The organism is Pseudomonas germanica (assembly GCF_019614655.1).
GTDB classification, from domain to species: Bacteria; Pseudomonadota; Gammaproteobacteria; order Pseudomonadales; family Pseudomonadaceae; genus Aquipseudomonas; species Aquipseudomonas neuropathica.
In genome coordinates this window covers 1,897,150-1,918,140 of sequence record NZ_CP071586.1, presented here as the reverse complement: position 1 = coordinate 1,918,140, position 20,991 = coordinate 1,897,150, and the positions used below count along the sequence as shown (strand labels likewise).

At 58.3% G+C, this 20,991-nt stretch carries 12 protein-coding genes; 6 read left to right on the top strand and 6 right to left on the bottom strand.

Annotation, left to right across the window (positions count from 1 at the left end; all coding sequences use genetic code 11):
* Positions 1-26: 26 nt before the first annotated feature.
* Positions 27-533: a hypothetical protein gene (locus tag J0G10_RS08485; RefSeq protein WP_220558293.1), complete on the bottom strand. Its 507-nt coding sequence runs from the start codon at positions 531-533 to the stop codon at positions 27-29.
* A complete protein-coding gene (locus J0G10_RS08480; RefSeq protein ID WP_220558292.1) occupies positions 530-11,755 on the bottom strand; it encodes a two-partner secretion domain-containing protein in 11,226 nt (3,741 codons plus the stop codon). Before J0G10_RS08480 ends, J0G10_RS08485 begins: the two co-directional genes overlap by 4 nt.
* 445 nt (positions 11,756-12,200) lie before the next feature.
* Between J0G10_RS08480 and J0G10_RS08475 the strand changes: the two genes are divergently transcribed.
* The 3 genes from J0G10_RS08475 (at position 12,201) to J0G10_RS08465 (ending at position 13,935) form a co-directional block, all read left to right on the top strand.
* Complete coding sequence (locus J0G10_RS08475; RefSeq protein WP_038358513.1) at positions 12,201-12,476, top strand: hypothetical protein; 276 nt, start codon at positions 12,201-12,203, stop codon at positions 12,474-12,476.
* Between the two features lie 262 nt (positions 12,477-12,738).
* A complete protein-coding gene (locus tag J0G10_RS08470; RefSeq protein ID WP_095049288.1) occupies positions 12,739-13,323 on the top strand; it encodes a papain-like cysteine protease family protein in 585 nt (194 codons plus the stop codon).
* Positions 13,324-13,335: 12 nt separating this feature from the next.
* Positions 13,336-13,935, top strand: a complete 600-nt coding sequence (locus J0G10_RS08465) for a hypothetical protein (protein WP_220558291.1) — start codon at positions 13,336-13,338, stop codon at positions 13,933-13,935.
* Positions 13,936-13,990: 55 nt separating this feature from the next.
* On the opposite strand, the gene J0G10_RS08460 is transcribed toward J0G10_RS08465, so the two are convergent.
* On the bottom strand, positions 13,991-15,331 hold the full coding sequence (locus tag J0G10_RS08460; protein ID WP_038358505.1) for a DEAD/DEAH box helicase: 1,341 nt from the start codon (positions 15,329-15,331) through the stop codon (positions 13,991-13,993).
* A gap of 191 nt (positions 15,332-15,522) precedes the next feature.
* Here J0G10_RS08460 and J0G10_RS08455 point away from each other — a divergent pair, with 191 nt between their 5' ends.
* The gene (locus J0G10_RS08455) at positions 15,523-16,821 is read left to right on the top strand and encodes a mechanosensitive ion channel family protein (RefSeq protein ID WP_095049286.1); all 1,299 of its coding nucleotides are present in this window, start codon (positions 15,523-15,525) and stop codon (positions 16,819-16,821) included.
* A gap of 91 nt (positions 16,822-16,912) precedes the next feature.
* On the opposite strand, the gene J0G10_RS08450 is transcribed toward J0G10_RS08455, so the two are convergent.
* From J0G10_RS08450 to J0G10_RS08440, 3 genes are all read right to left on the bottom strand, one after another.
* Positions 16,913-17,770 (bottom strand): carboxylate/amino acid/amine transporter, encoded by an 858-nt coding sequence (locus tag J0G10_RS08450; RefSeq protein ID WP_095049285.1) that lies wholly within the window; start codon positions 17,768-17,770, stop codon positions 16,913-16,915.
* Between the two features lie 284 nt (positions 17,771-18,054).
* Positions 18,055-18,654: an FMN-dependent NADH-azoreductase gene (locus J0G10_RS08445; RefSeq protein WP_095049283.1), complete on the bottom strand. Its 600-nt coding sequence runs from the start codon at positions 18,652-18,654 to the stop codon at positions 18,055-18,057.
* 230 nt (positions 18,655-18,884) lie between these two features.
* Entirely contained in the window at positions 18,885-19,199 is a 315-nt protein-coding gene (locus J0G10_RS08440) for a 3-phosphoglycerate kinase (protein WP_077571578.1), read from the bottom strand.
* A 49-nt stretch (positions 19,200-19,248) separates the two neighbouring features.
* Between J0G10_RS08440 and J0G10_RS08435 the strand changes: the two genes are divergently transcribed.
* Together J0G10_RS08435 and J0G10_RS08430 are read left to right on the top strand one after the other, a co-directional pair.
* Positions 19,249-20,172: a LysR family transcriptional regulator gene (locus tag J0G10_RS08435; RefSeq protein ID WP_220558290.1), complete on the top strand. Its 924-nt coding sequence runs from the start codon at positions 19,249-19,251 to the stop codon at positions 20,170-20,172.
* A gap of 14 nt (positions 20,173-20,186) precedes the next feature.
* Positions 20,187-20,990 carry an alpha/beta fold hydrolase gene (locus J0G10_RS08430; RefSeq protein ID WP_095049281.1) on the top strand — a complete coding sequence of 268 codons (804 nt, stop codon included), beginning with the start codon at positions 20,187-20,189 and terminating at the stop codon, positions 20,988-20,990.
* Position 20,991: the final 1 nt, after the last annotated feature.

Genomic DNA, 20,991 nt, shown 5'->3' with positions numbered 1-20,991 from the left:
TCTTTCGCATCCTTCCGGGCGCCTGTTCAGGGACTCTGAATTGTTTTGTTGCCCGAGCGGTAAGTATCAATGTTTCCCTGAGGAAGGAACAATCTGGCGGCGAACCAACACGTCGCCAGTGATGCGAAAAACACGCCCGACAACTCCATCAGATAATCCGAAATCCCGCCGCCCTTAATGTCTTCGTCGAACACCACGAGCAGGACGAAACAAAACACCCACCCGGTGGCGACACTGGCACCCGCCAGTGCCACCAGCGAACAGTTCGCCGTCGTCCTCCTGACCTTCAGCAATGAAATTGCCCCTGCCAATATTAAAAAGGGCAGGAGGAAAATCAGTTGCGCAAGAAATGGCGCTAATAGCGGCATCAGAACCAGTTCGCCTCCCCTGACCTCGCCCAAGAGTTTCGGGGTATTGACCAAGTGAGCAAGCAGAGTGATGGTCTTGATGATCCCCCCAATGAATCCCAAAACGAACGGGCATAAAAGAAACGCCAGAAAAACCCTGCGGCGTGGGTACCCCGTCTTACTCATGGTGCGCAACCCTGGCTTTTCGAAAGACCCAGCAATTTACAGCCATATTCGACCCTTGAGTCGTAATTCAAAATAATCACGCCACCATCGACACCCTGTTTGTCGCCAATAAACGGGTTGAGTGATGTATCTGTTGCGTACTTGCCAACCGTTTGAAAGAACGTGTGATCACCCAGAAACCTCTCATGAATGGTCTGCAACAACGACTGCTCGTTCTTCAATTGTTTGATATCCCAGCCAGCCGGATCCGTAGCGTTTTTATTGTAAAGGTCTTTGAAGTTATCAAACCCGCCTGTAATCAACGCATCGCCAGCCGCTTTACGCCAGTCATAAACGGGCGCCAGGAACCAGCCCAGACCAAAGCTGAGGAACGATGCATTGCCATCTGCGCCCAGACCGGTCAACGGCGCTCGGGAAACGGTCTCAGCGCCTCCAAACCATGACGCGCCTATTCCGAGTTGTTGCTCATACACATTGCTCGCACCGAAAAAGTTGGCTCGGTTATCGATCGTGTTCAGATAGGTCACCAGACGATCAGAAGCACCTTGGGTGTTGTAGAGATAGTCAAAGGTCGTTTGCGATGTACGTGCCACGTCTTTGTGCATGACATTCCACGCATCCTGCATGGCAATGTATTTGAGTGCCGAGTTGACCGCCGTGCGGCAGCCATCACTTTGGGGGGCCTTGTCACACATGCTGCGCATTTCCGAATCGAGAAATTCGCTCAGCTTTTCGGCCTTGGCGATGGCAGCGTCTTTCTGTTCCTTCGTCGTGCAGGTTTTGCCATTGAGACAGTTTTCGACTTCCTCGAAGGCTTGGTGAGACAGATAGTTGTAAAGCGTTCCATTGGCGGCCACCGAAGCGGCGATACCCACATCGCTACCGGAAGCGGCAGCGCCCAACACCCCCACTATTTGTGAGACGGCGAGCAGATTGGCCTGCGCCTGAATGTATTCAGGGGTTCCCGGAACATAGTTTTCCGGCAAGAGCTTATCGCCCAGCAAACCGACCAGAAACTCGTTGGCACCACCGGCAAGCGCTCCGGTGCCGAAATCTCCGCCCATGGCTTTGGACACCAGACCGCCGAGTCCGGCGTGCAGGAGAATTTTCTCCAGGCTGCCCTCGGGCAGTTTCAGGTCGCCAATTTCCCCAGCGCCCATGGCTGCGCCGATGCTGGCCAGCGTTCCGGCCGCAGAGCTGACCAGGTTGTCCTTGAAGCTGCCTCCGTAGACGACGGTTTTGATCAACGCATCGGCAGTCACTTTGGTCGCCACGGCCTTGAGCCCCTCCGGCGTCAGAGTGATATTGCCCACATCGAACTTCATTCCCTGAGTAACGCCTGCAGTTGCCGCCGCCACGACGTAGCTTTTCAAGGCATCTTCGGACGTAACGTCCTTGAGCACTTTTCCAAGGTTACCGCGGTTGTCGATCGTGCTGACCGTCGCTTTGGTTGCGGCGGTAATGGCGACTCCCTGCAACATTGCGTTCATGCCGGCCATCATCGGTCCGAGGATGGCCGCCATGGCGATGGCAATGATCAGTTGTGAAGCTGGCCCCAATCCGGAGTTCTGGTATTTGAAAGACTCATGAATCTCCTTGACCTGCCGCCAGTCCACATCGCCACGTTCTTCTGCCTGTTTAAGCCAGGCCATCTGCGGATCGGCCTTGACCATGGCATCAATGGACTCGCTGACCGTTTGCTGATTGACCTGCTTTACATCGATTTTCAGGCCATCGACCGCTTTGATGACGATGTCGCCCTTGGCAAACATCTGCGTCTGACGGAACGTTTCGTCTGTATTGCCCTTACCTTTAGAAGAGTTCCAGAACGCATTATTGTTGGTTTTCGTATGGCTCTCATCGTGCAGATCCTTCACGCCTTCAAAGACAATCTGCCCACCACTGTCCAACAGGATGTCGCCACCGCTGTTGAGTTTCGCGACCTGGAATCGTTGATCGCCGCCACTCACTACAGCCAGGTTTCCACCGGTCGTAATCTCACTGCCAACGTTCGTCACCTGCGTGACTTCGTCATGCTTCAATTTCTTTTTGCCAAAACTGCCTTTGTCTTTTTTGTCGTACAAAGAGTAGTCCGTGTCTTGTGCGGCAAGCACTTGAATATCGTTCTTCGCCACCAGATAGGCTTCATCGCCAGCGGTGATACGACTGGAGATCAGCGCCAAATCATTACCTGCCCGGATCGCGACATCACCACCGGCAGTGATCGTGCTGGCAATCTGTTTAACGTGATCTTCCTGAGTCGTGAGTTTTTTGGTTTTTGAATAGGAGTGACTTTCATCAGCGGCTGAAGCAATCGTCACATCACCCTCTGCAACGAGGGTGAAATTGCGCTTGGCATTCATGTCACTGCCCACGGCGGCAAAGTCACGGCCCGCGCTCATCAGGATATCGCGTCCGGCATTGATGCTGGATCCGTACTGTGTGATGGAGCTGCGTTGTTCCTTGCCGCCACTGTCAACGCTCAGCTGTTGGGCCGAAGCGATGGCGATATCTCGACTGGCCTCGATCCGCGTGTCTCCCCCACTGGACATGGCCCCACCGATGCCAAGCACGTCCCGGCCCGAGAAGATGGTCAGATCATTGGCTGCTTCGATACGTGCAGCGCTATCAACGTAGTCACGTTGCTGGATTTGGCCCTTGTTGTTGAAGACCATACTGTTGACCGTGCGCTCGTTGATGACGTCTCCGGTCAGCGTCACCATAGTGACATCGCGTCCGGAAATGACACCGCCTGATTTATTGATGATGTCATGGGTGGCTAGCAGCCCCAGCCGATTCCCCGCCTCAATCAAGCCACTGTTGGTCAGGTCTTGCCCGGCACTGGCCGCCAGATTGTTGGTAGCGCGCAACGTTCCTGCGTTGGTCAGGTTCTGGCCAGCGATCAGGTCAACATCATTGCCCTGGATCAGCGCACCGTTCGGCGCCAGGCGGTTATCGGCATGGGCTAGATACAAGACAGGCACGAGCACCTTCTCACCGTTCACTTCGTGCTCTTCGAGCCAGACGATGTCGTGGGTCAGTGCCGCCACTTGCTGGGCGGTCAAGGTCACGCCCATCGACAGGTTGAGTTCATTCTTGCTGGCGATGGCGTTGTTCATCAGGTACTTGAACATGGCTTCGTCGGAGGTCTGGCCGTCGATGAAACGCTGGCCGGTGCGGGCGACCACGGCTTGCTGCACCAGACGTTGTTCAAACAGACCATCGCCCAGACGCTTGGCGCTGTTGTCGGGGTCGTAGCCGAGCTTGGCCAACAGATAGTCCGAACTCATGAACTGTTTGAGATCAGTGAGTACCGGGTTGGTCTCGATCAGATACTTGTGCGGGTTGGAACGCACGCTGGTGTCTGGCAGGCCCTGCACGCGCGGTACATCGAAGGCGCCATTGCCACGCGTTGGCAGCAGCACACCGACTGGCCCGTCAGCAGCCGTTGCACCCACGTTGAACTGCGCCGTTCTGTCGTTGAGATTCAGTGAGGCTGCATCACTCAACGCCAGGTCGCGCTTTTTCATCGAGACCGGATCGTCTTTGTCGATCTGGAAATCGGTGGCATGCCTGACCGGCATTCCGCCTGCGTGGCCGGACGGTGCGGCAGTGATCGAGCCGATAGTCCAGTCTTTACCCGCAACAATCGTCTGTTCGCTACCGTCCTTGCGGCTGAGTCGGAACAGGCCGTTATCACCGGTTGGCAAGGTGAAGCCCGGCAGGGCCAGCGGATTGACTTGCTGTTGAGCCAGATCCGGAGGCAGCTGCGGATTCAAGAAAACGACGGTGGGTTTGGCGGAGTTCTTTACCCCGGTGTCGGCCGTGTCTTTTACCGTGCCACCAAAATTGGTGTACGGGTTCAGGTTGCCGTTGTTGATCGTGGTTTTGGCGTTGATCTCGACCGCTTGCCCGGCCTGAACGATAGAGGAGACACTACTTCCGCCATTAGTGAACACTCGGTCGTCGCGCTGCTTGGTGCCCGCCAGAATCTGCGAAGGCACTGCGACTTCAGGTCCAATACCGAACTTGGTATTGACCCTGTTCATGAGTTGCTTGTCCAGCGATTGATAATCCCAGTGAGTCCCTCCCTTGTCGGGTTCGTGCCAGGTATCAATGTAGTCATATTGGTTTTTTGAGTTTCGGTCTGCATAGTTCTGCAGATCGACGCTGACCCAACTGGTTTGTTTATTTGGTAGCCCGCCTAGTTTATAAACGCGCATCCGTGTAAAGCTGCCCGACTGCAACCCGAAGTTATCGAAAGTATCGACGTCGAGTTTGATGTTCCTGCCTGCAGAAATCAGCGACGCAGTATTGGTGAAAGCCCCCACATTGGCAGTCAGATTTCCCGCCACCGAAAGCGATGCTTGCGGCCCTGTGATCGTCGAGGTGGATTCAAAGTTTTCATTGACGTAAAACGTAGTGCCGCTGAAGGTGATGTCGCCGGAGATAAACTTCTCCTCGCCAACTACCCCTTCCGTCTTGTTATTGAAGCTATTGGCCGACAGCGAAAAATCACCATCCACATTGATCGAAGCCGCGAGGTTATTGACACTGTTCGCCCGCCCGCCGTATTGCCCGCCAATCGTCAAATTGCCAATGCTGTAAACGTCACCGGTCTGGTTGGTGAAATCGTTAACCAGCAGACTCATATTGCCGCCGCTGAACACCAGGCCGCGGTTATTCACCAGATTTGCAGTCCTGATCGTCAGATCCTGCGCAGCCCCCAACGTACCGGTGTTGCTCACCGCACCGGCGTTGATCGTCATCGCATAGTTGGACGTCAGTCGTCCGCCGGAATTGTTCAGCAGGCCACCGACGTTAACGGTGGTCAGGCCACCACCTCCAATGCTTGAGGCGCTGGTCAGGCCCAGTTGCGCAGCATTGAAGGTCATATCGCCCAGACTGCTGACACGACCATTACCGCCGTAATTCCCGGACAGCTGGATATCCAGGCTGCCGTCACTGGCGATCAAGCCCTCGTTGCTCCAGTTGCCACCACGCCCCACCAGTTGATTCGAAGCGAGCAACTGCCCGCTCGCGGTCTGCACAAAATTGCCGACATTCACCGTCAACCGCCCCGCCTGAATCACGCTACTGTTGGTCCAGCTGTCCGCGTTGAGCGTCAGGCCGCCACGGGTCACCAGCGAGCCGCCGGCGTTCATCACGTTGGCGGTGGAGATGCCGAACTCGCCCAGACCGACATGCGTCACCGAACCGCCGGCATTTAGGAAGCTCGGAGCGGCCAGTGTGAAATCGGTGTTGGCGGTTTCCACCAGACCGTTGCGGTTGTCGAACTGGCTGCCGATCTGGAAATCGGTTTTGCCGCTGGTGCCGAGCGCGCGCAGCTTGCCGCCCTGGTTGTCGAGATTGGCCGCGCGAATCGCCAGTGTGCCGGCGCTTTCGATCAGGCCGCTGCGGTTACTCAGGTTGCCATCGGCACCCAGCTCGATGCGGCTGCCGCTGATCTGGCCGTTGTTGTTGCTCATCAAACCGGCGATGGTTTTCACCACGCCTTTGGCATAGATCCCGCCGCCGCTGTTGTCGAGGGTGTTGCCGCCAGCGTTGAGCAGGATGTTGCCGGTGTTGGCGGCGATTCGTCCGCCGTCGCTGTAGATGCCGCCCAGCGCTTGCAGGTCGAGGCGACTGCCTTCGATCTTGCCGCCCTGACCGTTGCGCAACACGCCGTTCAGGCGCGTTTGCAGCAGACCTTTGAGGCTTGAAAGCACCCCGCCACGGCTGTCGAGGCTGGCGGCGGTGAGGGTAAGGTCGCCGTTCTGGGCGATGATCTTGCCGCCCTGGTTGTCGATGGCGCCAGTGCCCGTGATCACGGTCAGCGCGGTCATGCTTTGCACCGCGCCTTTGCCGTTGTTCAGTGCGGCGGCGGTGAGGGTTACACCGGCATCGCGGCTGGAAATCAAGCCATCGTTTTCATTATGCAGCGTGCCGCCAGCGGCGATATCCAGTTGATCTTTGGCCGACAGGGTGCCGCGTTGGCTGTTGTTCAAATCGCCGCTGGTAAACAGGCTCAGCAGGGTCTGGCTAATCAATTGCCCGCCGCGGTTATCAATGCTGGTGGAGCGGTTGATCAAGAATGCGCCGGTACTGCCCAGAGTCCCATTGATATTGACGAGAGCACCGAGCAGGTCGAGGGTGACGCTGTCATCGCTAACCAGACTGCCGCTGGTGTTGTTCAGTTGCGTGCCAGTGAAATTCAGGGCTTTTGTGGCGCTGATTCTGCCGGAGGTGTTGTCCAGCGTGGCGGCGCGGATATCCAGTGCGTCGCCACTTTCGATCAAACCACCTGCGGCGTTGCTGATGTTGCCGCCGCTGATCGTCAACGTCTGCTTGCCGCCGCTCGTGACGATGCCGTTGCTGTTGTCCAGACTGGTAGCCTTGATGCTCACCTCGCCTTTGCCGCCCACGCCCCCATTGCTGTGGTTGATCAACGCGCCACTGAGGTCGATGCTGGTGTTGCCGAGCAGACTGGAGACGGTGCCTTCGCGACTGTTATCGAGCGTGCCGCCTGTAAGGGTGACACTCTTCCAGCCCGAAATCAGTCCACCCTGGTTATTCAGTTCGGCAGCCGTGAGGCTCAACTGATCGTTGCTGATCAGGTTGCCGCCGCGGTTATCGAAACGGTTGCCGGTGAGGCTGAAGCTGTTGACGCTGGAGATTTCGCCCTGCTGGTTATTCAAGTCACGCAGGGTGGCGATGCTCAGCACGCCTTTGCTGTTGATCACGCCGTTCTGGTTATTCAGGTCGCGCAGATGGGCAATGCTCAACCCGCCCTTGCTGCTGATCACTCCGTCCTGGTTATTCAGATCCTGTGCGCTGGCGCCCAGATCCATATTCAGGCCTGAGACGCCGACCAGCGTGCCGCCCTGATTGTTCAGGCCGGAGCTGTTGAGGGTCAGTTGTTGTGCGGCGCGAATGCTGCCTTTGTTGCTGTTGTTCAGCAGGCCATCGACAGTGACCTCGATGTCGCTGTCACTGAGCAATACACCGCCATCGCTGTTGTCCAGACTCGCGGCGCGAACCTGCAACGCCGCAGCGGCAATCGTGCCTTTGATCGAGGTCAGTGCCTTGTCGAGGGTCACGGTGAGTTTCTGGTTGCTCAGCAGTTGGCCGCCGCTGTTGTCCAGCGAGTTGGCGATCAGTTCAAAAGCCTTGTCGCTGGAAATCTCGCCGCCACGGTTGTTCACGTCGGAGAGGTTTTTCAGTAGTAACTGGTCCGGCGCGTTGATCACGCCGCCCTGGTTATTCAGCGCGCTGCCGTTCAGATCGACACTGACGGTGCCGCCGCTGAACAGTTTGCCGCCCTGCTGGTCGAGGCCTTGGATATTGGCGGTCAGCGTCTTGCCCGCGCCGAGGCTGCCTGCGGTGTTGGTCACCTGACCGGCATTGATCTCAACGTGGTCGGCCGCGTAAATATTCGCTTGGCTGTTGTTGAACTCGCCAGTGCTGATGTTCAGGCTGGCCTTGCTGCTGATCACCCCTTTTTGCTGGTTATCCAGCGCGCTGCTGTTGAGGGTCAGATCACCATCGGTCAGCAGGCTACCACCCTGATTGCTGACGGCGCCGCGCGTATCGACGGTGAGCGCTTTGGCGCTGGAGACCGTGCCGGCGTCGTTGTTGAGGCTAGCGGCGTTGATCGCCAAGGCGCCTTCGCTGACGACGCTGCCCTGTGCGTTGTTCAGCTCCCCGGAGAGGTTGATCACGAGGTCTTTCTGGCTGGTCAGGCGACCACTGTTTTCCAGTGTCTTACCGGTCAGTGTCAGCCCTGTGTCACCGGACAGCAGGCCTTTATTGCGGTTGATGACGTCGTTGACGGTCAGAGCCAGATTGCCTCCCGCGAGCATGTAGCCGCTGTCGCTGTTATCGAGCCAGGCGCCGATCAGACTGACATCGCTCTTGCTCGACAACTCGCCGCTGCGGTTGTCGACGCGAGCGACGTTGAGGTTCAGCGCTTTTGTTGAGCCGATCAGACCTTCCTGACGGTTATCCAGACTCGCGGCGATGATCGTCAGGCCGTTGTCGGCGATGACCACGCCGTTCTGGTTATCGAACATGCCAGTCACGCTGAAATCGACATCACCGCGTACGCGAATGTCACCGCTGCTGTTGTTCAAACTGTCGCTGCGACTGTCGAGGTTGGCGGAAGCAATCAGACCTTTGACGTTGCTCAACGCGCGCTCGATGACCAGAGTGAGCTTTTCATTGCTCAGCAACTTGCCGCCGTCGTTGTTCAAGCTTTGCGCGTTAACGCTCCAGGCCTTGGCAGCTGAGATTTCGCCGGCGCTGTTGTTGACGTCCTTGAGATTTTTCAGCAGCAGCTGGCCCGGCGTATGGATGTTGCCGCGCTGGTTATTGAGCAGACCGTTGTTCATGTCCAGGGTCAGGTCGCCGTTGCTGAACAGCTCGCCGCCGTCCTGCGCCAGCGAAGTCACCGAGACTTCGAGTTTCTGCTGACTGCCGAGGCTGCCGCCGGAGTTGTCCAGGTGCGCGGCGGTCAATAATAGTGAGCCATCGGTGGCGATACTGCCGCCCTGGCGGTTCTTCAACTCACCGGTAGTCAGGGTCGAATCAGCCTTGGCGCTGATGATGCCGTTGTCGCTGTTATCCAGACTGCCACTTTTAAAGGTAAGGCCTTTCTGCGAAACGATCAGGCCGCCCTGACTCAGCACGGCACCGCTGGCGGTCAGTGCCATCGCTTCAAGGCTCGATAGTTTGCCCAGACGGTTGTCGAGGCTGCCGGCGCTGAGGGTCATCTGCCCTTCGCTACTGATCAGGCCTTGCTGGTTGTCCATGGCCTCGTCGAAGGTCAGCCCGAGCGTGTTCTGGCTGACGATGCGCCCGCCAACGTTGCTCAGGCCGATGCCGCTGAGGGTGCTCGCGCCTTTGCTGAAAATCAGGCCGTTGGTGGCGTTGATGATCTGCGCGACTTTCAGCGCCAGTGTGGTGTCGGACAGCACCTTGCCGCCATCGCTGTTGTCCAGGCGCGAACCGTTGATGTGCAAATCCAGCTGGCTGGACAGTGTGCTGGCGCGGTTGTCGATCTGCTCGACGTTGACGGTCAAAGTCTTGAGCGAACCGACCAGACTGTCCTGATGGCTATTGAGGGTTTTGCCGGTCAGCAGCAGATTGCCTTCGGCGACCAGTTCGCCGTGTTCTTGATTGAGGGTGTCGACGTTGGCGTCGATATCACCTTTGGCGGAAATCCGTCCGCCATCGTTGGTGACTGCTTTGGCTTTGAGGCTCAACAGACCGGTCGAAGTCAGCAGGCCGCCATTGCTGTTATCGAGTGTGTTGCCGTCGAAGCTCAGCGCCGTCTTGCTTTCGAGGCGGCCCTTGTCGCGGTTGTCCAGGTTGTCGATCAGCAGTTTGGCGGCCTGGTCGGCGCGGATCGTCCCGCCGCGGTTGTCGGTGTTGGCGCTGCTGACGGTCAGGGTGTCGAGGCTGGAAATCTTGCCGGCGCGGTTATCCAGGCGCGTGGCCTGCACGTCCATGGCGCCGTTGGCCTGAATCAGGCCCTTGTTCTGGTTGTTCAGTTGCTCGCTGATCCGCGTGGTCAGCGTGCCTTCGCTGGTCAACTGGCCTTGCTGGCTGTTGTCGAGTTGTTGGGCTTTTACCAGCAAGGTCTGTTTGGCGCCGATCTTGCCGGTGCGGTTGTTGATCGCGCCTAGGGCGCTGATGTCGAGCAGACGGCCGGCGCTCATCAGGCCGGCAACATTGTCCAGCGAGGTGACGTTGAGAACCGCGTCGGTCTGGCTGCTGAGTTCGCCGCTGTTGTTGATCAACTGGCCGATGTTGGCGGTGAGGCTGGCGTTGCTGGTGATCACGCCTTGGCTGTTGAGCACCTGCGCGGCGTTTAGGTTCAGGGTGGTGTTGCTCTGCACCTTGCCGGCGTTGCGGTTATCCAGCGTGCCGGCGCTGATCGCAGCGGTTTGGCCGCTGAGCGTACCGCCCTGGTTGTTCAGGGTTTGTGCGGTATTGATGGTCAGATTGCGGCTGGCAGTAAGGCTTTTGCCGGTGTTGTCGAGGTTTTGCGCGGTGAGGCTCAGGTCGCCGTTGGCATTGCGGCTGCCGTCGGCGTTGACGCCGGCTTCGATGGCGCCGGCGTTGGTCAGTTGGCCGCCGGCGCTGAGGGTGAGGCTGTCGCGGGCCGCGAGGGTCTGGCGGTTGGTCAGGTTGCCCTGGGTTTGCACGCTCAGCGCGGTGCCGGCGTAAACCGGGCCGCGTGCGTCGAGGCTGGCCGCCTTGACGTTGACCGCGCCGGTGGCCGAGGTGTCGGCCAGACTCAGTTGGCCGTTGGCGTCGAGCTGGATATCGCCGCCGCTGGCAATCAGCTTGCCGTCGAGTTTCACCCCGACCCCGGCCTCGGTGCCGACCAGTTTGATCGCCCCGGCGTACATGCCGCCGAGTGCCGAGGAGTCGATGGCCAGTTGCGGCTTGGTGCTGCCGTCATCGGCGCGGGCGGTGGCATTCAGGGTTTGTGCGTTGACATCGTTGCGACCGGCGACAATCGTCAGGTTCTGCGCCTGAATCTCGGCGTTGATCTTCGCGCTGCGGGTGATGATTTCGAAGCGGTCGACATTGGTCGCGTTGAGTCCCGCGCCTTCAATAGCGACGCTGCCCTGATCAACTTGAAAGCGATCCAGCCGACCGTTGTCGAGCACTGGTTTGCCGGTGGTCAAAGTCACACGCGGTGAGTTGATGAAACCGCACCCGTTGCACGTGATGCCGTAAGGGTTGGCGACAATCACCCGCGCCGACTGCCCCGCCACTTCGGTGTAACCGCGCAACTGGCTCGGGTTGCCACTGATGACTTCGTTGAGAATCGCCTGTGCCGAACCGCTGTTTTTCAGGTTCGGGTTGTCGATGATGTGCCCGCCCAACTGCGTCAGATTATTCTGCGTCGAACCGTTGTTGAGAATCAGCCCCTGCGCGCCGACGTTGTAGTCGTGGAACTGGTTATGCGACAGCCCGCTGGCATTGGGCGTGGCGATATTGATGATCGGCACGCCGTTGCCGGCGCGATCCAGCGAGGTGTTCGGGTTGGCCACGACAATGCCGTCGGCCTGCGCCCACATCGGTTGCCAGAACATCACGTTCGCCAACAGGAACGCCAGGCCGCGCTTGGGCATGCCAAGGAATGAATCGCGTTTTTTCACGGCAGCGGCAGGCTGACAAGCAAGGAAGGCGTAATGGCGAACGTCCATGTTTAAAGTCTCTTTGCAACGGGCAAGTTGATCGGGGCAATCGACAGGCAAAGCAGTCCCTACCCGGAAAAAAAACAGGCTGCCGGGAGAGTGAAAGAAACAAATGGGGATAAATGCGCGTTTCGGTCAGAACGTCCAAAACGATGCGAAAACAATCGCAGTGCAGACTGCGAAAAGTCGGTTCGATCCCTCGAAAGCGCACATTGATATCAATGTGATGGCGCGATGGTAGATTGCCATCATTCTGGCGTCAATAAGTCGTAACAAGGCTTTTTGGGCAACCGCTCTAGAACGCGGCTTTTCGGGACATAATCGAAATTTTGCCGAAAATAGCGACTTATCGGTCACACAAATCGACACGCATCACGTGCATTGCACTGAACTTTTCCAGGCCAGCAGCCCTCAACCGATCAACTCGCCTTGACCGGAACTGAGGCCGCCCTCCATGAAAATCCTTAACACATTATTGATCGCCACCACCCTTGCCTGCGCCCTGCCCGTCTGGGCCTGCACGCCGGAAGAAGCCACCGCCAAACGCGAACAACTGGCCAAGGAAGTCGCCAAGCTCACCGAACAGAATCCGGCCAAGGCCAAGGAGATCAACGCCGAGTTGCAGAAGATGGATCTGGGCACGGCCAGTGCCGATCTGCCGGATAAATGTCAGTTGATTGATCAACGGTTGAAAGAGTTGGGCACGGCGGAGAAAAAAGCGGAAAGCTAAAAGCCAGATTAAAAGATCGTAGCCTGCGGCAGCTCCTACATCGATCCCTGTAGGAACGGCCGAAGGCTGCGATCTTTTGACCCTGAAAATGCATTTATGCATTTATTTATTTGCATTAACGCATATCTACATCTACGGTTACATCGAGCAACGAGATCGGAACCGGCCATCGGAGATGGCAACCCTTGCACACCGATCGCTCGGCAACACCGCTACACCCACACAAGCTGGACGCTTGTTTTCACTCATGGAGGATTGAAAAATGTTAACCACAGCAGCAACACAATTCACCGGCGAATCACTGCCAAGGTGCCTGGCCAGTCACCTGCTCGACCCACAACTGGTCGAAGTCGAGGCCGCTGAACAAATCAGCGCCCTCGCCGCCGGCAGCCTTAACTTCAACATGCAGAAACAGACCCAGACCAACTGGTGCTGGGCGGCCGTTTCCGCCTCGGTCGGTAACTATTACGGCACCGGCAACTGGACGCAGTGCGGCGTGGCCAGCACTCAGCTCGACCGCAACTGCTGCAATCAGCCGGGGCCGTGCAACGTCTACGGCTATCTGGATTCCGCTCTGCAAACCACTCGCAGCTACAACGGCATGAATCAGGGCTCGCTACAGATGTCGGCCATCCAGAACCAGATCAGCATGGGCCGCCCGGTCGGCCTGCGCTGCGCCTGGTACGGCGGCGGTGCGCACTTCCTGACGATCTACGGCACCAACGGCGATTACGTATTGGTTGCGGACTCGATCTACGGCTATTCGACCCGCGCACTGAACGCGTTCCCCCGCGCCTACAACGGCGGCGGCAATTGGACTCACACTTACTTCACCGTGAAAAACTAGGAGGGCGACATCATGCAACTGACTTATCCAAAGGCGCCTTCCAACGGCGTACAGACCTTGCGCCCGGCGCTGCAAGCGGCACTGCAAACCCAAGGCTTTGGCGCCAATCGCCAGTTCGCCAACGCAGCACCTGCAAAAATCAGCCTCAGCGAAGCCTATCGTGGCTACTCGTTGAACCTGGAAGACCTGAGCAGCGGCAAAGGCCTGAAGGATGCCCGCCTCGGCGACTGGCATTACCTGGTGTTTGCCGACGGCGTGACGATTGCCGATGCGCAATTGGCCGAGGTGCGCGGGCATGTCGAGTTCGCCTCGCTGAATCACGGCGATCACGCCGCCGCGACGGTAGGTGCGCTGAAACTGGCGGAACAAGCGCCGCAATTGCAGGGTAAAAACGTTGAGCTGCGCGTGCTGTTTGTCTCGGCGCTGCATGTTGTGGCGATCTGGCTGCACGCCGACGGTGAGGACGTGCTGATCCCGATCGAGCCGACGCCGAAGGAGCTGGCGGTCACGCGGTTGTACAGCGAGGCAGCCTTGCTCGCAGCATTGAAACCGGTAGCTGATCAGGCCAAACGGCGCTTTGATGCCGACACCAGTGGCCAGCTCGGCAACTGATGGACGAAAAAAAACCCGGACACTGTCCGGGTTTTTTATGCTCGCTAGAAACGCCTTACTCAGCCGCAGGCTCTGCTGGCTTGCGACGCTTGAGCGGTGCCATGCCATCGCTGCTCACCAACGAGTCCGGCTTCGGACGGTTGACGCTCTTGCGCTTGGTCGGCGTCTTGGCGGCCGTTTTCTTCTTGTCGCCCTTGGCGTCGGTCTTTTTCTTCTTCACACCAACGGCTTTGCCCGAGGCCTTGACCTTTTTCGGTCCGCCGTAGGTGCCTTTGACTTCCTTGATGGTGCGGCGCTCGAAGCTCTGCTTCAGGTAGCGCTCGATGCTCGACATCAGGTTCCAGTCGCCGTGGCAGATCAGCGAGATCGCCAGACCGTCGTTGCCGGCACGGCCAGTACGGCCGATGCGGTGCACGTATTCGTCGCCGCTGCGAGGCATGTCGAAGTTGATCACCAGATCCAGGCCATCAACGTCCAGACCACGGGCCGCGACGTCGGTAGCGACCAGAATCTTCACGCCGCCCTGCTTCAGACGGTCGATCGCCAGTTTGCGATCCTTCTGGTCTTTCTCGCCGTGCAGCACGAACGCTTTGTATTCCTGAGCCACGAGACGGCCGTAGATACGGTCGGCCATGGCGCGGGTGTTGGTGAAGACGATGGCCTTCTGATAGGTCTCGTTGGCCAGCAACCAGTTCACAATCTGCTCTTTGTGCTGATTGTGGTCAGCGGTGATGATTTGCTGGCGAGTGGTCGAGTTCAGTTGGCTGACCGCATTGAGCTGCAAGTGCTCAGGGTTGTTCAGCACCTTGCCGATCATCTCGCGCAGGCCGGAACCGCCGGTGGTGGCGGAGAACAGCATGGTCTGCTGACGGTTAGGACATTCGTCGACCAGACGCTGTACGTCTTCGGCGAAGCCCATGTCGAGCATGCGGTCGGCTTCGTCGAGCACCAGCACTTCGACTTCTTTGAGGTCGAGGTTGCCGGCGTTGAGTTGCTCGATCATCCGGCCCGGGGTACCGATGAGGATGTCTGGCACTTTGCGCAGCATCGCGGCCTGGACCTTGAAGTCCTCACCGCCAGTGATCAGGCCGGACTTGATGAAAGTGAACTGCGAAAAGCGTTCAACTTCCTTCAAGGTCTGCTGAGCCAGTTCACGGGTCGGCAGCAGGATCAGCGTCTTGATGCTGACGCGGACCTTGGCCGGGCCGATCAGGCGATTGAGGATTGGCAGAACGAAAGCGGCGGTTTTGCCGCTACCGGTTTGCGCCGTCACCCGCAGATCACGCCCTTGGAGCGCCAGCGGGATGGCCGCGGCTTGCACAGGCGTTGGCTCGACAAATTTCAGCTCGGCCACAGCTTTAAGCAGGCGTTCGTGCAGGGCGAATTGGGAAAACACGGGTGCTACCTCGAAGATATGCAAAAAAACAGCTGCATAGGTTACCGGTTTCGAGCGCTCAGGCCGAGTTTCTTTATACAAACGGACGTAATCAGTGGCTTTTTTGTTGCTCGATTTGTCTTGAACGGTAATACACGGCGTCTTAAATGCTCTAATCGCCCATCGCGTCTTACAGAAGAATCGTTGCTCATATGGATTTCAAACAGCTCTGGCTCAACGCCCAGGACCTCTGGGGCACCCTCGAACAGCATCCACTTTTGCAGGCCGGCCTAGCGCTGATGCTGCTGTTGGTCATCGCGCTAGTACTCGGACGAGTGGCGCGTTACCTGATCCTGCACGCCAGCCGCATGCTCGGCCGCCAGCCGGCGCTGCACTGGATCAATGATTTTCGCCACAACAAGGTGTTTCAGCGCCTGGCGCAAATGACGCCGTCGCTGGTCATCCAGTTCGGCCTGCATCTGGTGCCGGAACTGAGCAAAACCGCGATGACCTTTCTTGGGAACGTGGCGTTGTCGTTCACCATTCTGTTCCTGCTGCTCTCGGTCAGCGCTCTACTCAATGCCCTGCTCGACATCTATGCACGCACCGAACATGCGCGTACGCGCTCGATCAAAGGCTACGTGCAGTTGGCAAAAATGGTTTTGTACGTGTTCGGCGCGATCATCATCGTCGCCACACTGATCGACCGTTCGCCGCTGTTGCTGCTGTCCGGTCTGGGCGCAATGTCGGCGGTGATTCTGTTGGTCTACAAGGACACCCTGCTGTCGTTTGTCGCCAGTGTGCAGTTGACCAGCAACGACATGTTGCGGGTCGGCGACTGGATCGAGATGCCGCAAGTCGGCGCCGATGGCGATGTGGTCGACATCACCCTGCACACGGTCAAGGTGCAGAATTTTGATAAAACCATCGTCTCGATTCCGACCTGGCGGCTGATGTCGGAGTCATTCAAGAACTGGCGCGGCATGCAGCAATCGGGCGGGCGGCGGATCAAGCGCAGCCTGTTCATCGATGCCAGCGGCGTGCGTTTCATCCGTGACGACGAAGAAGAAAAGCTCTCCCAGGTGCACCTGCTCACCGATTACATGAGCCGCAAAAAAGCTGAACTCAAGGCGTGGAACGAAGCGCAGGGCAATGTCGCGGCGATGTCGGCTAACCGTCGGCGCATGACCAATATCGGCACGTTCCGCGCGTATGCACTGGCGTACCTGAAGAGTCATCCGGAGATTCAGCCGAACATGACCTGCATGGTGCGGCAGATGCAGACCACGGCGCAGGGTATTCCGCTGGAGATTTACTGCTTCACCCGCACCACGGTGTGGGCCGATTACGAGCGGATTCAGGGGGATATTTTTGATTATCTGTTGGCGGTGCTGCCGGAGTTCGGGTTGAGCCTGTATCAGCAGCCGAGTGGTGGGGATTTGCGCTCTGGCCTGCTGCCGGCGGTGCTCGGCGCGGCCAGCATTCCCGAGCCGCAAAAACACCTGATGTAACACACGATTCCCGTGTAGGAGCTGCCGCAGGCTGCGATCTTTTGACCTTAAAGATCAAAAGATCGCAGCCTGCGGCAGCTCCTACATGGGTTCATGCAGTGCGGCGGATGCCCAGTCGGCTGATCCATACGGCGGCAAGGATGACGCTGCCACCGAGGAACAATCTTCCAAGTTCCTCATGCTGATTCCAGATCAGCAGATTCAGCAGCAACCCCACCGGCACATGCAGATTGTTCATAACCGCCAGCGTGCCGCCGTTGACCATGCACGCACCCTTGTTCCACCAGTACATGCCCAGCGCGGTCGAGACCAGGCCGAGGAACAGCAACACGCCCCATTGCAGCGGCGCTTCCGGGAGGAAGTTGGCTTTGCCGAACATCAGGAATGCCGGCAGCACCACCGCCAGCGCGCCGAGATAGAAGAAGCCGAAACGCCGATAGTGCGGTAGATCGCTCGGGTGTTTCGCCACCAGATGCTTGTACATCACCTGCCCTGCCGCGTAGGTGAAGTTGGCCAGTTGCAGCAGCAGGAAGCCCATGAAGAAGTCCGGACTGACGCTGTCGAAACGAATCACCGCCGCCCCGCCCACCGCCACTAACGCGGCGATCAGCGCCCACGGGTTGAAGCGTCGGTTCAGCGCATCCTCGATCAACGTCACGTGCAGCGGCGTGAGGATGGTGAACAGCAACACCTCCGGCACCGTCAGCACGCGGAAGCTCAGATAGAGGCAAACGTAAGTCACGCCGAACTGCAACGCCCCGATCATCAGCATGCCGCGCATGAACGAAGGTTCCACCGAACGCCAGCGGGTCAACGGAATGAACACCAGCCCGGCCAGCACCACGCGCACCAGCACCGCGAAGTAACTGTCGACATGACCGGCCAGATATTCGCCGATCAGACTGAAGGAAAACGCCTGGATCAGCGTGACAAAAAGTAGATAGCCCATGCTCGCCCCTAATTTGAATGGCGGCGACGATAGCGGTTTTCTGGTCTCACTGCGAATAGCCCGAAACACAACATTCCCCTGTGGGAGCGAGCAGGCTCGCTCTCACCAGGAGTTTTGCGTCGAAAAAAAATACAGGCAAAAAAAAGCCCGATCTCGCTAATGCGTTCAATCGGGCTACAGCACTCAGGAGCAACAAGTGCAAAGGGAGGTTCGATGCGCGTAGAGCCTTGAAGGGGTTGCGCCAGGTCACTTAAACAATCGGGGATTATCTGGCGATTAACCTATCAAGCAACCTGAGACAGTTTGGCGTTGGCCTGATTCAGGCCCTTTTCCTGGAAGTCGCCACCGAGGTTCATGCCCTCTGCATGAATGAAGGTCACGTCGTTGATGCCGATGAAACCCATGACCTGGCGCAGGTACGGTTCCTGATGGTCGGCCGGACCGCCGGCGTAGATGCCGCCGCGAGCGGTGAGCACGTAAGCACGCTTGCCGCTGAGCAGGCCTTGCGGGCCGGTTTCGGTGTACTTGAAGGTCACGCCGGCACGCAGCACGTGGTCGAGCCAGGCCTTAAGGGTGCTCGGGATGGCGAAGTTGTACATCGGCGCGGCCATCACCAGTACGTCGGCGGCGAGCAACTCATCAGTCAATTCGTTGGAACGATCCAGCGACGCTTGCTCGTTGGCGTTGCGCTGCTCGGCAGGCTTCATCCAGCCACCTAGCAGGTTGCTGTCCAGGTGTGGCACCGGGTTCACGGCGAGGTCACGCACAGTGATCTGATCGTTGGGATGCGCTGCTTTCCACTGACTGATGAAAGTCTGGGTCAGTTGACGGGAAACCGAGTCTTGCTGGCGGGCGCTGCTTTCGATGATCAGAACGCGGGACATGGTGTGTAGCCTCCATCCGAGAATGTTGTAGGTCGATGGAATGAAGGTTAAACAGAGTCGAATCGATGAAAAAGCGCAAATAATTGCTGCAAAGCATCGAATAATTCGTTTAGATGCTGACACACACCTTGTAGGAGTGAGCCTGCTCGCGATAGCGGTGTGTCAGTTAACACAGATGTATCTGACACACCGCTATCGCGAGCAGGCTCACTCCTACAAGGGATCGACCGTTATTTCGGGGTGCAGGTCAGCTTGATGCGCAGCTTGATGATCTCGCGGGTGAACTTGGCCGTGGCGTTTTTATGTTTGCCGGCCGGTACATCGATCGTGCGGGTGCGCGGTGCTTCCGGGCCATTGCTGAACACCGCCTTGCACGTTGCATCGACATCACCGTAGTTGGCCACCCGAATCGAGCCGATGTCGTTATCGGTGTCGAAGGTTTCGTAATCGATCTTCATGCCGTTGAGATCTTTCTGCACATCGATCGGGTAAGCAAAAGCAGTCAGCGGAAGCAGCGCCAGCAGCACACAACAGAATTTTTTCATTCGGCAGTCTCCATGAGGGACGGCCAGCTTAGGACAAGAGGAGCTATTGATGAAAGCGCCCCGCGTGACCCTGGATCAATGGCGAACATTGCAGGCCGTGGTCGACCACGGCGGATTTGCCCAGGCCGCCGAGGCCTTGCACCGTTCGCAATCGTCGGTGAGTTACACCGTCGCCCGCATGCAGGACCAACTCGGCGTGCCGTTGCTGCGCATCGACGGGCGCAAAGCCGTGCTCACCGAAGCCGGCGGCGTGTTGCTGCGCCGCTCGCGGCAACTGGTGAAACAGGCCAGTCAACTGGAAGACCTCGCCCATCACATGGAGCAAGGTTGGGAAGCCGAGGTGCGGCTGGTAGTCGATGCGGCCTACCCGAGCGCACGCATCGTTCGCGCGCTGACCGCGTTCATGCCGCAGAGTCGCGGCTGCCGCATACGTCTGCGTGAAGAAGTATTGTCGGGTGTCGAAGAAGTGCTGCTCGAAGGCGTGGCCGATCTGGCCATCACCGGCCTGAGCATTCCCGGTTACCTCGGCGCGGAATTGAGTGACGTCGAGTTTGTCGCCGTCGCCCACCCCGATCACCCGCTGCACCGGCTCAACCGTGAGCTGAGCTTTCAGGATCTGGAAACCCAGATGCAGGTGGTGATCCGCGACTCCGGCCGCCAGCAACCACGGGACGTTGGCTGGCTCGGCGCCGAACAGCGCTGGACCGTTGGCAGCCTCGCCACGGCGGCGACGTTCGTCAGCAGCGGACTCGGTTTTGCCTGGCTGCCTCGCCACATGATTGAACGAGAGCTGAAGGATGGCTCGCTCAAGCTGCTACCGTTGGACAGGGGCGGCAACCGCAACTCCAGCTTCTATCTGTATTCGAACAAGGACAAACCCCTGGGCCCGGCCACGCAAATCCTCATCGAACTGCTGCGTACCTTCGACACTTTGCCGCTGGACGCACCGTTCGCCGCCCCTGAACAAGCCTGACACGGAGTTCACCGATGGCCTGGTTCGAACATGAAGGTTGCAACCTGCACTACGAGGAATATGGCCACGGCGCGCCGTTGCTACTGGTTCACGGGCTCGGTTCGAGCACACTGGACTGGGAAATGCAGATCCCGGCCCTGGCCGCGCACTACCGCGTGATCGTCCCGGACATCCGCGGCCACGGGCGTTCGGACAAACCGCGCGAGCGCTACAGCATCGCCGGTTTCAGTGCCGATATGCTGGCGCTGATCGAGCACTTGAACCTCGGCCCGGTGCACTACGTCGGGCTGTCGATGGGCGGCATGATCGGCTTCCAGTTCGGCGTCGATCATCCTGACCAGCTCAAGAGCCTGACCATCGTCAACAGCGCACCCGAAGTCAAAATCCGCAGCCGCGACGACTACTGGCAGTGGTTCAAACGCTGGAGCCTGATGCGCGTACTCAGCCTCGCGACCATCGGCAAAGCCCTCGGCGGTAAACTTTTTCCGAAACCGGAACAGGCGGATCTGCGACAGAAAATGGCCGAACGCTGGGCAAAAAACGACAAACGTGCTTATCTCGCCAGCTTCGATGCGATTGTTGGCTGGGGTGTTCAGGAACGACTTTCCCGAGTGTCCTGTCCAACGCTCGTCATCAGCGCCGACCGTGACTACACACCGGTGGCACTGAAAGAAACCTATGTAAAACTGCTGCCGAATGCGCGGCTGGTGGTGATCGCCGATTCGCGCCACGCCACCCCGCTCGATCAACCCGAACGTTTCAATCAAACGCTGCTGGAGTTCCTCGCCGCAGCCGATATTCAATCTCAGGATCACTGAC